General features: G+C 70.1%; 14 protein-coding genes. 7 read left to right on the forward strand and 7 right to left on the reverse strand.

All coding sequences use genetic code 11. The features are described 5' to 3' along the window. Nucleotides 1-85: 85 nt before the first annotated feature. Together ABD951_RS06865 and ABD951_RS06870 are read left to right on the forward strand one after the other, a co-directional pair. On the forward strand, nt 86-1171 hold the full coding sequence (locus tag ABD951_RS06865; protein ID WP_345343016.1) for an S-(hydroxymethyl)mycothiol dehydrogenase: 1086 nt from the start codon (nt 86-88) through the stop codon (nt 1169-1171). Then, the gene (locus tag ABD951_RS06870) at nt 1168-1800 is read left to right on the forward strand and encodes an MBL fold metallo-hydrolase (RefSeq protein WP_345343017.1); all 633 of its coding nucleotides are present in this window, start codon (nt 1168-1170) and stop codon (nt 1798-1800) included. Before ABD951_RS06865 ends, ABD951_RS06870 begins: the two co-directional genes overlap by 4 nt. Here ABD951_RS06870 and ABD951_RS06875 read toward each other — a convergent pair. After that, nucleotides 1784-3475, reverse strand: coding sequence for an HNH endonuclease signature motif containing protein (locus tag ABD951_RS06875; protein WP_345343018.1), 1692 nt, complete (start codon nt 3473-3475; stop codon nt 1784-1786). The genes ABD951_RS06870 and ABD951_RS06875 overlap by 17 nt on opposite strands. Nucleotides 3476-4530: 1055 nt before the next feature. Here ABD951_RS06875 and ABD951_RS06880 point away from each other — a divergent pair. Both ABD951_RS06880 and ABD951_RS06885 read left to right on the forward strand, forming a co-directional pair. Next, nucleotides 4531-5520, forward strand: coding sequence for a patatin-like phospholipase family protein (locus ABD951_RS06880; protein WP_345343019.1), 990 nt, complete (start codon nt 4531-4533; stop codon nt 5518-5520). Nucleotides 5521-5619: 99 nt separating this feature from the next. Continuing rightward, nucleotides 5620-6054 (forward strand): DUF6632 domain-containing protein, encoded by a 435-nt coding sequence (locus ABD951_RS06885; protein ID WP_345343020.1) that lies wholly within the window; start codon nt 5620-5622, stop codon nt 6052-6054. A 90-nt stretch (nt 6055-6144) separates the two neighbouring features. Here ABD951_RS06885 and fdhD read toward each other — a convergent pair whose 3' ends face one another. Both fdhD and ABD951_RS06895 read right to left on the reverse strand, forming a co-directional pair. After that, complete coding sequence (gene fdhD / locus ABD951_RS06890) at nt 6145-6969, reverse strand: formate dehydrogenase accessory sulfurtransferase FdhD (protein WP_345343021.1); 825 nt, start codon at nt 6967-6969, stop codon at nt 6145-6147. Further along, entirely contained in the window at nt 6969-9281 is a 2313-nt protein-coding gene (locus ABD951_RS06895; RefSeq protein WP_345343023.1) for an FdhF/YdeP family oxidoreductase, read from the reverse strand. The genes fdhD and ABD951_RS06895 overlap by 1 nt, the downstream gene beginning before the upstream one ends. Before the next feature lie 108 nt (nt 9282-9389). On the opposite strand from ABD951_RS06895, the gene ABD951_RS06900 reads away from it, so the two are divergent. Further along, nucleotides 9390-10385: an iron-siderophore ABC transporter substrate-binding protein gene (locus ABD951_RS06900; protein ID WP_345343024.1), complete on the forward strand. Its 996-nt coding sequence runs from the start codon at nt 9390-9392 to the stop codon at nt 10383-10385. A 62-nt stretch (nt 10386-10447) separates the two neighbouring features. Further along, nucleotides 10448-11248, forward strand: coding sequence for an SDR family oxidoreductase (locus ABD951_RS06905; RefSeq protein ID WP_345343025.1), 801 nt, complete (start codon nt 10448-10450; stop codon nt 11246-11248). Here ABD951_RS06905 and ABD951_RS06910 read toward each other — a convergent pair. The 4 genes from ABD951_RS06910 to ABD951_RS06925 are packed head-to-tail and all read right to left on the reverse strand — an operon-like array spanning nt 11183 to nt 12705. Continuing rightward, nucleotides 11183-11626, reverse strand: a complete 444-nt coding sequence (locus ABD951_RS06910) for a DMT family transporter (protein WP_345343026.1) — start codon at nt 11624-11626, stop codon at nt 11183-11185. The genes ABD951_RS06905 and ABD951_RS06910 overlap by 66 nt on opposite strands. Then, nucleotides 11623-11949 (reverse strand): DMT family transporter, encoded by a 327-nt coding sequence (locus ABD951_RS06915; protein ID WP_345343027.1) that lies wholly within the window; start codon nt 11947-11949, stop codon nt 11623-11625. Before ABD951_RS06915 ends, ABD951_RS06910 begins: the two co-directional genes overlap by 4 nt. Nucleotides 11950-12007: 58 nt before the next feature. After that, nucleotides 12008-12319 carry a DUF202 domain-containing protein gene (locus tag ABD951_RS06920; protein ID WP_345343028.1) on the reverse strand — a complete coding sequence of 104 codons (312 nt, stop codon included), beginning with the start codon at nt 12317-12319 and terminating at the stop codon, nt 12008-12010. Beyond that, the gene (locus tag ABD951_RS06925; protein ID WP_345343029.1) at nt 12316-12705 is read right to left on the reverse strand and encodes a YidH family protein; all 390 of its coding nucleotides are present in this window, start codon (nt 12703-12705) and stop codon (nt 12316-12318) included. Before ABD951_RS06925 ends, ABD951_RS06920 begins: the two co-directional genes overlap by 4 nt. A gap of 90 nt (nt 12706-12795) precedes the next feature. Between ABD951_RS06925 and ABD951_RS06930 the strand changes: the two genes are divergently transcribed. Then, nucleotides 12796-13275: a MarR family winged helix-turn-helix transcriptional regulator gene (locus ABD951_RS06930; RefSeq protein ID WP_345343030.1), complete on the forward strand. Its 480-nt coding sequence runs from the start codon at nt 12796-12798 to the stop codon at nt 13273-13275. Nucleotides 13276-13283 lie beyond the last annotated feature (8 nt).

The raw sequence follows: 13283 nt of genomic DNA on the forward strand, positions 1-13283 counted from the left end.
GTCCCGCGCGTCCGCGGGGCTACGGTCGACATGCGGGTTTCGCAATGTGTGCACCCGTGTCGTCGACAACGGAGGAGACCAGGCCATGCCGCAGCAGGTTCGAGGTGTGATCGCGCGATCGAAGGGCGCCCCGGTGGAGATCGTGCCGATCACGATCCCGGACCCGGGGCCGGGTGAGGTCGTCGTCGCGGTCGCCGCGTGCGGCGTCTGTCACACCGACCTGACCTACCGCGACGGCGGCATCAACGACGAGTACCCCTTCCTGCTCGGCCACGAGGCCGCCGGTGTCGTCGAAAGTGTCGGTGCGGGAGTCGAGTCCGTCGCCGTCGGCGACTTCGTCGTGCTGAACTGGCGGGCCGTGTGCGGGCAGTGTCGCGCCTGCAAGCGCGGCCGTCCGCAGTACTGCTTCGACACCTTCAACGCCACCCAGAAGATGACGCTCGAGGACGGCACCGAGCTGACCCCGGCGCTGGGCATCGGTGCGTTCGCCGACAAGACCCTCGTCCACGCCGGGCAGTGCACGAAGGTGGACCCGTCCGCCGACCCGGCCGTCGTCGGACTGCTCGGCTGCGGCGTGATGGCCGGCATGGGCGCCGCGATGAACACCGGAGGCGTCGGCCGCGGCGACTCGGTCGCGGTCATCGGCTGCGGCGGCGTCGGGGACGCGGCCATCGTCGGTTCACGCCTGGCCGGCGCGAACCGGATCATCGCGATCGACCGCGACCCCAAGAAGCTCGAGTGGGCGCGTGACCTCGGCGCGACCCACACCATCAATGCCACCGAGTTCGACGTGGTCGAGGCCGTGCAGGATCTCACCGGGGGATTCGGTGCGGACGTCGTCGTCGATGCGGTCGGTCGCCCCGAAACGTGGAAGCAGGCGTTCTACGCCCGCGACCTGGCCGGTACCGTCGTCCTCGTCGGCGTCCCGACGCCGGACATGACCCTCGAGATGCCGCTGATCGACTTCTTCTCCCGCGGCGGCTCGCTGAAGTCGTCGTGGTACGGCGACTGCCTGCCCGAGCGGGACTTCCCGATGCTCGTGGACCTGTACCAGCAGGGCCGGCTCCCGCTGGAGAAGTTCGTCACCGAACGCATCGCGCTCGACCAGGTCGAGGAGGCGTTCGAGTCGATGCACCGCGGCGAGGTCCTGCGTTCGGTGGTGGTCCTGTGAGTGGCGCGTTGCGGGTCGACCGGGTGGTGACGTCGGGGACGTTCAGCCTCGACGGCGGCACCTGGGACGTCGACAACAACATCTGGCTGATCGGTGACGACGACGAGGTCGTCGTCGTCGACGCCGCGCACACCGCGCAGCCGATCGTCGACGCGGTCGGCGGACGGAAGGTCGTCGCGATCGTCTGCACGCACGGGCACAACGACCACGTCACCGTCGCGCCCGAGCTGGCCGAGCGGCTCGACGCGCCGATCCTGCTCAATCCCGCCGACGACGTGCTGTGGGAGATGACGCACCCCGGCGTCGCGCACGGCATGCTCGAGGACGGGCAGCGGATCACGGTGGCGGGCACCGACATCCAGGCGATCGCGACACCCGGCCACTCGCCGGGGTCGACGTGCCTGTATCTGCCGGAGGCGGGGGAGCTGTTCACCGGCGACACGCTGTTCTCCGGCGGCCCCGGGGCGACCGGCCGGTCGTACTCGGACTTCCCGACGATCATCGGCTCGATCCGCGACAAGCTGTTCGCGCTGCCGCCGGAGACGAAGGTGCACACCGGGCACGGCGACGGCACCACGATCGGTACCGAGTCACCGCATCTCGAGGAGTGGATCAGGCGCGGTAGCTGAGTTCGCGGCGACGGGCCCCGTGCTGCCGGTTCCGGCGGTACGGGGCCGGGAGATCGCGATCCAGCGTTTCCGGGCCTAGAACGGTGGCGCATCGTCGACGGGAGTGGTGACCGGCGACGTCGGTCCGTCGCGGCGGCCGGTGACGCGGGGGCGTGGGCCGGTCGGGTCGGGGGTGCCGGTTGCTCCGCCGGGGAGGGTGACGCTCGTGGTGCCGAGTGGACGTCCACAGCAGCGCGTGACCGGTGGTGCGGGGGTCGCCGAGGGCGACCACGTGCCAGAGGCCGAGTGTCTTCAGCTGATGGTGGAAGGCGCACAGGCACTGCAGGTTCGACACGACGGTCCAGCCTCCCGCGACAGGGTTCCAGGCGAGGTATTCGACGATGTGGTCGAGTTGGCACTGGGCGGCGGGGCGGGTGCACCCGGGGAACCGGCAGTGGCGGTCGCGGGCGCGGACGAGCGCGGCGGTGGCGGCGTCGGGCCGGTAGGTCAGCGCGCCGGCGGGCGGCACGATCAGCCCGCCGTGTCCGTCGCGAAGCGCTCCCCGGGCGAGCGCCGGGTTTGCGCGCACGGCAGCGAGGACCGCCTCGGCCATGGTGCCGACGCTCGTCGGCACGATCCGCTGGGGCGGCGGTGACGTCGCCCTCCCGCGGGTCTCGGGAATCGGCCCCGCCGTGCGTCTGCTACCACGGGCGAGGAACGAGCGCACGCAGAATCGCGGTGGCGGGGACGTAGGAGTATCGCGCGTCAGGGACTGACCGCTCGGGGAAGTTGGTCCTTCCGAGGAGGGGGAAGGATCCTCGTCCGTCGAAGGTTCGTAGTGCCCGCCTCCGGCGCCGTCGCCCGTGTTGCGCTCGAGGAGGCCGAGTTCCTCTGCGAGGTCGAGGACCTCGGTGAGCATCGCCCGCCAGGTGCCGTTCGCGGCGAGTTGCCGCGCGAAGTCCGGATCGATGAGGCCGTGGCCGTGCAGGTACGCCGGCTCGGAGAGCAACCCGATCAGCGTCGGCGGGTCGACGGTGATCTGGGTCAGCGGAGCCCGCCGCCCGGGCAGCGCGTCCGTCTTCGGGGCTTCGCAGTCGTCGCGGCCGCAGCTGCATTCGAGATACGGCTCGCGGTGCGCGAGCGCCGGCACCGAATCGACCAGCTTCTCCTGGGCGCCACGTCGGTCGTGACGGCACGCCGTCCCGGCGAACTCGGCGACCAACTGCATGATCGCCTCCCCTTCCTGCGGGGTGACGGTCACCTCGACGGTCGAGCACCCACGGCCGGACCGCTTGACGACCCGTCGCGAGAACCGCTGAACATCCTCCCGCTGCTCGGCCGCCTCGTCCGGACTGTGTGCCGCGACCAGTCGTTCGATCTCGCCGGCCAACGGTCCCGGCGACAGGTGCCGCGCCGCGGCCAGGATCTGCGGTTCGAGTGCCGTCACCGTCGCCGCCGACAGTCCCGCCGTCTCCCGCGAGATCGACCGCACCCGAGCAAGATCCAGATCCCCGGTCTCGAACGCGGCGCGCGTGCGTGGCAGCCGCAACCGCAGGTCGATCCCCACAGCCGCGAACGACTCGGCCACCGTCTTCGAACATCCCAGGCGCACCGCGATCTCCGCGATCGCCGCGTTTCCGCAGTCGGTGATCTTCCCGACCCCAGCTCGACATCTCGTTCGATCCAGGCATCCCACAGGGCGCCCGCCGCCAGTACCTTGCGTGCCGCCGCCCGGTTCTCGACCCGAGAGGCGTCCGCGACCGCGGCCAACAGGCGAGCGTCGGCCGTGATCGCAGCCGGCCCGCCGCCCCTGAGCTCCACCACAGAATCGAACATGCTTTCGATTCTATGGTGGCGGTCCGACACGCATCGGTGAATTGTCAATGTCCCGACTTCGATTCCACCGTTCGAAACGCCGCCGCGAACGTTCGAGCGGGTCGACGCGGGTTTCCTGCGTGACGCTGCCGGCAAACGCTGCCTCTGAGCGGGATCGGCCCACGCGGGACCAGCTGATCAACGCCTGAGCAGCGGTGATCGGTCCGACGTCGACAAGTCGCGGAACTCGGGCGCGAGTGTGGACAATTCGTCCGATTTCGGATTCGAGCTCATTCGCGTCGGCCTGTAGTGCGAGCACGCGCCGGGCAGTGCTTCGCAGTGAGCGTGCGGTGAACCGATGTTCGGTACCGCGACAACGTCTTTCGCGCAGCCCGCTGCAGCCGAGAAATTGCGCGTCAGTGGTCGTGCCGCGGAGGTCGGCACGTTGTTACTCGGGTGCTGGGGCGATCAACGCTTTGAAGCGATTGATCACAGCGGTGCATGCTGTGACTGCGCAGCTGCGGTCGCCAGCATTACCCGTAGTGCTTCTCGATCCCCTCGCGCTCTGGGAGCGATTGTGTGTTCGGTGCTGAGCGCCTCGCGCGCGGCTCGAATCGCATCGAGCTCGTCTGCCTTACGCCCACCGAACCGTGGGGGCCGTTTCGGACGAAGCACTTCGACGACCTGCTCGCCTACGCAGGTAGGGTGCGCGGTCGGACCTGCGCCGAAGCTACCGGTGCCTTCGACCGCCCCGCGCCGACCTCGTGGTGCGTGGGGGTCGGCGAAGTGGATCAGTCGTATTTGGCCGAGCTTTTCCCTTCGGCCATCTTGCGCTGGTGGTAGGCGTATCCGTCGCTGCTTGGTGTTCTGGCTGGGGTGACAGAAACGAGGTGGATCGCGGAGTTCACCGTGTGATCCACCGTATCGGGAGAGACGGTGACGTTGCTTGTCGGCACTGGCGAGGATACGGGCTGCGGTGACGCTACTACGGCACGCTACGCCCTGTCGGTTCGAACACGACGCAGCTCCGACATGCGAGTATTGAGTAATGTTGCTGGTATGCAACAGTTTCCGGTTCGCTCTGTCGTTCTCGGCGCCGGCGGTGTCGTCGGTACTGCGTGGATGGCCGGCCTGGCCGCCGGCTTGCGGCATCGCGGGGTCGACCTGGCGGAATCCGATCTGTTCGTCGGAACATCGGCAGGCGCGATCGTGGCCGCTGTACTCGCCACCGGGCGGGACCCCGCCGACTTGGCGGAACCACCTCGACCGACGTCCACCGACGTGCAGCTGCCGCCGGCCGACCCCCTCGTGGTCGCCCGAGTCTTCGCGGTGCTGGGTGATGAGGAGCTCGAGCCCGACGTCGCGCGAGAGCGTGTGGGGCGGATCGCGCTCGAGATGAGCGCAGAGCACGAGCCGGTGCATGTCGAGCGGATGCAGAGGATGATCGGATCACGGCAATGGCCGGACAGGCCGCTGCTGGTCGTGGCCGTCGATGCCCGGTCGGGTCGGCGCGAGGTCTTCGACAGGAACGGTGCGGCGACCCTGGTCGACGCCGTCGTCGCGAGTCGTTCCATGCCGGGCGTCCACCCGCCGATGACCATCGGCGGGCGTCGCTTCATGGACGGCGGCATGCACTCGTCGACCAATGCGGACTTGGCCGCCGGGGCGCGGCTCCTGGTGGCCGTGCACCCTCTCGCCCACCTCTTTCCGGCGACAGAACTCGAGTCCGAACTCCGGGTGGCACAACCCGGAGAATCGATCCTGATCGTCCCCGACGAACCGTCCGTCGCGGCGTTCGGCGGTGATCTGCACAGCCGCACGAACTGGGGGCCGGCCTTCGACGCGGGCGCACAGCAGGCGAGGGCCGAAGCCGACCGACTCGAGAAGGCATGGGTGGCCGCGGGGACGGGACCCGGGCAGCCGTGAACCGTTCCTGACTCGGCGCCACCCCGCGTAGTGTGATGTCACGATCGCCTTCGAAGATCGAAGGACATGCCCTCGAGCCCGTATCCCGTGGAGCGTGCAATGGCATCCTCGTACAGCTACAGACTTCTCCGGATCGCGCTCGTCGTCGTCGGCGCGGCGATGATCCTCCTCTATCCACTGGCCGTGGTGTGGCCGTCGGGATGGGCGTGGCATCCGGGTGCCCCGTACCGGTCCGACTACTTCATGATGATCGTCGGCCTGTACGTGACGCTCGGCGCCTTCCTCTGCAACGCGGCGCGACGTCCCGAGGCCAACATCAGCCTGATCTGGTTCGCCGTGTGCTCGAGCGTCGTCCACGCCGCAATCATGGCGGTGCAATCCTTCGGCGACGGTGACCACACGGGACATCTGTGGGGAGACGTCCCGGCCCTTCTGCTCGGGGCCGTCGTGTTGGCGGTTCTCGTCCGGTCGTCCGGCCTCGAGCAGCCCCGTCCTGCTCCACGGGCGAACCAGGTGGCCGGTGGTCGGACCTGACCGCCGGGTGTCGAAGGCGGAACGCGCACGGGCACTGCGGGTTCGACCCGACCGTCCATCCGCCTGCGAGCGGGTGCCCTGGCCGGATCGCTACGCCAGTGTGATCCGCCGGTCCCCGGTGTAGACGTTCATGGTGTCGCCGCGGAGGAATCCCACCAAGGTCAGGGACGACTCCGCGGCGAGGTCGACCGCGAGGGACGACGGCGCCGAGACCGCCGTCAGCATCGGGACCCCCGCCACGACGGCCTTCTGCACCAGTTCGAACGAGGCCCGGCCGCTGACCGCGAGGATCGCCTCGGTCAGCGGTACCCGGTCCTGCGTCAGTGCCCAACCGAGGACCTTGTCGACGGCGTTGTGGCGTCCGACGTCCTCGCGCAGTGCGAGCAGGGCCCCGTCGGCGGTGAACAGCCCGGCCGCGTGCAGGCCGCCGGTGGAGTCGAAGACCCGCTGCCGCGCCCGCATCGTGTCCGGCAGGGACGTCAGTACCGCGGCGGGGACCGTCAGCGGCGACGCGCTCAGGTCGTACGGTGCGTGCACCCGAACCGCCTCGAGCGACGCCTTGCCGCACACCCCGCACGCCGACGTGGTCAGGAAATTACGCTGCGCGGCAACCGGTTCCGGGACACCTGGCGCCAGGGCGACGTCGAGCACGTTGTACGTGTTGGCCCCCTCCTCGTCGACACCGTCGCAGTAGCGGATCACCGCCACGTCCTGCGCGGTGCGGATGATGCCCTCGGCGAGCAGGAACCCGTGCACCAGGTCGATGTCGTGGCCGGGGGTGCGCATCGTGACGGTCAGTGACCGGCCGGCCATCCGGATCTCCAGTGGTTCCTCGACCGCGAGGCTGTCCGGGCGGCGGACCGTGCCGCCGGGGCCGATTCGCAGGACCGACCGTCGCGCGGTCACGCGTCCCATCACCGCCCCCCGACCGGCTCCAGCCGCACGACGACGGCCTTCGAGACCGGGGTGTTGGACGTGGCGGCAACGTGATCGAGCGGGATCAGGGGATTGGTCTCGGGGTAGTAGGCGGCGGCGTTGCCCTTCGGGGTGGGGTATTCGACGACCCGGAAGTCGTGGACCCGACGCTCCTCGACGGTCCCGTCTGCCGTCGTCCACTCGGACACGACGTCGACCCGAGACCCGTCGACCAGCCCCTGCTCGGCGAGGTCGGCGGCGGACACGAAGACCACCCGGCGTCCGCCCTTGACCCCGCGGTACCGGTCGTCGAGGCCGTAGATCGTGGTGTTGTACTGGTCGTGGCTGCGCAGGGTCTGCAGAATCAGGCGGCCGGGCGGGGTCGGAACCCACCGCAGGTCGCCGGTGACGAAGTTGGCCTTGCCGGTGCGGGTGGGGAATTCGCGACGGTCCCGCGGCGGGTGCGGCAGCTGGAAGCCGTCGGGCCGGCGGACCCGCTCGTTGTAGTTCTCGCATCCCGGCACGACACGGGAGATCGCGTCGCGGATCCGGTCGTAGTCGGCGGACATCGCCGCCCACGGTACGCGGTGATCCTCGCCGAGCAGCTCCTGGGCGAGGTCGCACACGATGCCGACCTCGCTGCGCAGGTGTTCGCTGACCGGGGTCAGGCCGCCGCGCGACAGGTGCACCATCGACATCGAATCCTCGACGGAGACAACCTGCTTACCGCTCGCCTGGATGTCCTTGTCGGTGCGGCCGAGGGTCGGCAGGATCAGCGCCTCCCGGCCGGTCACGACGTGCGAGCGGTTCAGCTTCGTGGACACCTGGACCGTGAGCCGGCAGCGTCGCAGCGCCTCCTCCGTGGCGGCGGTGTCCGGGGTGGCGCGAATGAAGTTGCCGCCCATCGCCATGAACACCCCGACCTGCCCGTCCCGCATCGCCCGGATCGCGTTCACCGTGTCGAGTCCGTGCCGGCGCGGACTCGTGATGCCGAACTCCCGGTCGAGGGCGTCGAGGAAGGAGTCGGGCATCTTCTCCCAGATGCCCATCGTGCGGTCGCCCTGGACGTTGGAGTGGCCGCGGACCGGGCACACGCCGGCGCCCGGCTTGCCGATCATGCCGCGCATCAGCAGCAGGTTGGTGATCTCCTGGATCGTCGCGACACCGTGGGTCTGCTGCGTCAGCCCCATCGCCCAGCAGGCGATGGTGCGCTGCGACCGGATCAGTGCGTCCGCGGTCACCCGGAGCTGGGCCCTCGTCAGCCCGGTGGCGTCGAGGACGGTGTCGAGGTCGACGGCCCGGGCGGCCCGCTCGTACTCGTCGAATCCGGCGCAGTGCTCTGCGACGAAGGCCCGGTCGACGACGGTGCCGGGTGCGGCGTCGTCGGCCTCGAACAGCAGCCGCGCCAGCCCCCGGAACAGTGCCATGTCGCCGCCGAGCCGGATCTGCAGGAACTCGTCGGCGATCGCCACGCCCTTGCCGATCACGCCGCCGACCTTCTGCGGGTCCTGGAACCGCAGCAGGCCGGCCTCGGGCAGCGGGTTGATCGCGATGATCTTGGCGCCGTTGCCCTTCGCGGCCTCCAGCGTCGAGAGCATGCGCGGATGGTTGGTGCCGGGGTTCTGTCCGGCGATCAGGATCAGGTCGGCGAACTCGAGGTCGGGCACGGTGACCGACCCCTTGCCGATCCCGATCGACTCGGTGAGCGCGCTGCCCGACGACTCGTGGCACATGTTCGAACAGTCCGGCATGTTGTTGGTGCCGTAGCTGCGAATCATCAACTGGTAGAGGAACGCCGCCTCGTTGCTGGTGCGGCCGGAGGTGTAGAAGACGGCGTGGTCGGGGTCCGGCAGCGTCCGCAACTCGTCCGCGATCAGACGGAACGCCTCGTCCCACCCGATCGGCGTGTAGTGACCGGCCCCCTCGCGCAACACCATCGGGTGGGTGAGCCGGCCCTGTTGGCCGAGCCAGTAGTCCGTCTTGCCTGCGAGTTCGGCGACCGGGTGTGCGGCGAAGAACTCGGGGGTGACGGTGCGCAGCGTCGCCTCCTCTGCGACCGCCTTCGCGCCGTTCTCGCAGAACTCCGCGGGCCTGCGGTGTCCGGGCGTCTCAGGCCACGCGCAGCCGGGGCAGTCGAAGCCGTGACGCTGGTTGACCCGGGTCAGGGTGCGCGCGGTGCGGATCGGGCCCATCTGCTCGACGGCGCGCTGTATCGACACCGCGACCGCGGTGACGCCGGCGGCGTGGTCCTGCGGATGACCGACCACGAGCTGGGATTCGTCGATGTCCTGGGCCGGCCGTCTGCGCGTCATGTGTCCATACTGGCGCGTGCCCGAGTGTTCCGTCACCCGGATCCACCCACGCCCGGGAGGTTTCGGCTAGCCTTACCTAGCTTTTGTCGATTGGTGTGAGGAGTGTCGATGGCTGGCGGGTTGACGCGTCGGGGATTTCTGCTCGGAACGTCCGGTGTGGTGCTCGCACTCGCCGCGGCGGCCTGCAGCAGCGGCGACGGGGAGTCGGGTGGCTCGTCCGGGGCCACGGTGAGCGACAAGTACGGGGAGACGGTCGTTCCGGCGAACCCGCAGCGCGTGGCCAGCGTGGGGTACAACGACCAGGACGCGATCCTCGCGCTCGGCGTCGTCCCGGTCGGCGTGTTCGACTGGTACGGCAATCAGCCCGACGCCACCTGGCCGTGGGCCCACGACCTGCTCGGCGGTGCCCACCCCACGATCATCGGCACCGCCAACACCGGCATCTCGGTCGAGAAGGTCGCCTCGACGAACCCCGACCTGATCCTGGGCACCTATTCCGGCGTGACCCAGACCGAGCACGACAAGCTGTCCGCGCTCGCCCCGACCGTCACCCAGCCGAAGGAGTTCGCCGACTACGGCGTGCCGTGGCAGGACCAGACCCGGATCGTCGGGAAGGCGCTCGGTCGCTCGGACAAGGCCGACGCACTCGTCGCGTCGGTGCAGAAGAAGTTCACCGACGTCTCCGCCGCGCACCCCGAGTTCCAGGGCAAGACCGTGATCGTCGGCGCGCTCAAGGGCCCCGGCCAGTTCGGTGTCTACGGCCCCGAGGACCCGAAGGTGCGGTTCTTCACCGAGCTGGGATTCGTCAATCCGCCGGTCACCCAGCAGATCACCGACACCAACTTCGCCCCGATCAGCACCGAGCAGCTCACCCTCGCGAACGCGGACCTGCTCGTCTGGTACGCAGGCGGCGGATTCGGCGACAAGCTGCGTGCCGAGCTGGCCGCGACGCCGGTCTACGGCGAGCTGCCCGCCGTCAAGGAGGGTCGCGTCATCATCCTCGAGGACGAGGCCGCCGAGGCGATGACCTGGAGCACGGTCCTGTCGCTGCCCTACGCGCTGGACAAGATCCCGCCGCGCATCGCGCCGCTGCTGACCAAGTAGTGCGATAGGTTCGGCATCCGTGGTGCCCGGCGGCGGGCACGGCACGAAAGGACGGTCGGCGCATGGGCGGAACTCGGACGGCACTGGTGACCGGGGCGTCGTCGGGGATCGGCGAGGCCGTCGCCCGCGCCCTGGCCGGCCGCGGCTGGACGGTCTACGGCACCAGCCGGAACCCGTCGAAGATTCCGCATCCGATCCCGGGCGTCGAGTACCTGCCGCTGGACCTCACCGACGAGGCCGGCATCGCCGCGTGCGCCGCGGCCGCCGGCGAGGTCGACGTGCTCGTGAACAACGCGGGGGAGAGTCAGAGCGGGCCGTTCGAGGAGCTGCCGATGGACGCGATCGAGCGCCTGTTCCGCACCAACGTCTTCGGCGCGGTCCGGCTCACCCAGCTGCTGCTGCCCGGGATGCGGGCCCGCCGCTACGGACGGGTCGTGATGGTCGGGTCGATGCTCGCGAGTTTTCCTCTCGCGCACCGCTCCTCGTATGTGGCGACGAAGGCGGCGATCAAGGGTTTCGCGACCGCCGCGCGGCGCGAGGTGTCGCCCTTCGGGGTGGCGATCACGACGGTCGAGCCCGGCTCGATCAGCACCGGTATCGGCGAGCGCCGCACGCACTATCTCGCGGACGGGTCGCCGTACACCGCGGACTACCGCACGATGATCGAGCATCTCGACGCCAACGAACGGTCCGGCGTCACCGCGGAGAAGGTCGCGCAGACCGTTCTCGCGGCGATCGACGCGGACCGTCCGAAGCCGCTGTACGCGGTCGGCAGCAACGCGCCGGTCGTGTTCGCGCTACGCCGGCTCGGGCCCCGCGGACTCGTCGAGAAGATCGTCGCCCGCAGGCACGGACTGCGCTGACCCGTCGTCCCCGGCGGTGCCATCCGAACGACCGGCGGCGCCACCGAGATTGAGGACCACCACACCGGCGACGATCAGTGCGAGGCCCGCGATCTTCGCGACGGACAGTCCCTCGCCGAGGAACAGCACCCCGATCACCGCGACGGCGGCGGTCCCGAGACCCGACCACAGCGCGTAGGCCAGGCTCACCGGCAGCGTGCGCAGCGCCTGCGCCATGCAGGTGAACGACGTGACGTACCCGACGGCGACCACGATCGAGGGCAGGGGCCGGGTGAACTGCTCGGTGCTGTCGAGCAGGACGGTCGCGGTGATCTCGAACGCGATCGCCGCCGCGAGAAACGCCCACGCCCGAGGCACCGCGGCGCGCCGCCCGCTCACGCGACACCGCCGAGGTTCAGCGCGACGACCCCCGCGATCACCAGGCCGATCCCGAGAACCTTGGACGCCGACCGCGGTTCGTGCAGGACCAGCATCCCGATCGCGGCGACGACCGCGGTGCCGACCCCGGCCCACACCGCGTACGCGACCCCGACGTCGAGCGTGCGCAGCGCCTGCGACAGGCAGTACAGCGCGGCCGCGTAGAGGCCGAGCACGGCGAGCGTCGGGACCGCCCGGCGGAAGCCGTCGCTGCGGGGCAACAGGCTGGTTCCGAGCACCTCCGCGCCGATCGCCGCCACCAGGAACACCCACGCCGTTGCCATGGCGGCCAACCTAGTCGGGGCCCCGGTCACCGGGACGGCCGGCACTCGCCCGCGACCGTCAGCGCCCGAACGTCTCCGTCACCGCGAGCGCCGAACCGACGAACGAGGTGATCACGACGAGCGTCACCGTGGCGACCATGGTGGGCCAGACGGTGTCCGTGCCGGCCGTGCGGTCCGGGCCCTTCGGGAAGTGGCGAACCGCGAGGTGACAGATCACGGCACCCGCGAGGATCGCGCCCACGGCGAGGGCCGGGAAGCCGTGCCGGAGGGCGGCGAAACCGGTTGCGACGCAGGTGAGCAACACGGACAGACCGGTGCGCTGCCAGGCCAGGGCGGTGCGCTGGGGTTGGAGTCCCGGATCGACCGTCATGCCGACTGCAGGGTCGATGCGACCGCGAACGCCACCAGGCCCACCGACACGACGGTGATGCCCGCCACCAGCCAGGGGAGGGGGAGCGGGGCCGGCAGCGGGCGGTTCAGTCGCAGGGCGCGCTCGTTGCGCCGCCACGACAGCAGCGCGACGACCGCGAGCGCCCCGCCGGCGACGCAGGCGACGATCGACAGGACGTGCACGATCAACGGCGACGCCGTCAGGCCCGCGACCGTTGTCAGGGTGACCCCGCCGGCGATCAGGGCCAGCGCGGTGCGGACCCACGCCAGCGCGGTGCGTTCGTTGGCCAGCGAGAAGCGGACATCCGGTTCCTCGCCGACCGAGTACACGGCCAGTGGTCGGCGCTGCGGGTGGGCGTCGCTCATGTCGTCTTCCCTGCGTGAGTGTGCGTGGTGTCGTCGCCGAGGCGTACATTGTTCTGGTGCGAGATAGTTCTGTAGCAGAAGTACATTAACATGGGCGAGACCGAGCCCGGGGTCGGGCCGATCGAGGCCGCGGACGGTGACGCGTGGGCTCTCACCGAGGCCATCACGCAGCTGCGTCGCTCGCTGCGGTCCAGTGTCCGTGAGGATTTCGCCTGGGAAGCCCTCCCGATGGCGCAGGTCGAGTTCCTCCAGCGGCTGGCCAGGGAGCCCGGCATGCGGATCGTGGAACTGGCGCGCAAGCACCGGATGGCCACCAACACCGTGAGCACGCTGGTGCATCAGATGGTCCAGGCCGGACTGGTGGTGCGCGAGCCGGATCCACAGGACCGACGTGCCGTCCAGGTGCGTCTGACCGCGGCCGGTGAGGCGCGCCTCGACGCGTGGGTCCGCGCGAACGAGCGCCGCATCTCCGCGGCGCTCGCCGGGCTCGACGAGAGCGAGCGGGCCGCGATCGACGCGGCGGTGCCCGCGCTCCGCGCCCTGGCCGAGCGACTCGACGACCTCGGCTGACCGTCGCC

The organism is Rhodococcus olei, assembly GCF_039540555.1.
GTDB classification, from domain to species: Bacteria; Actinomycetota; Actinomycetes; order Mycobacteriales; family Mycobacteriaceae; genus Rhodococcus_G; species Rhodococcus_G olei.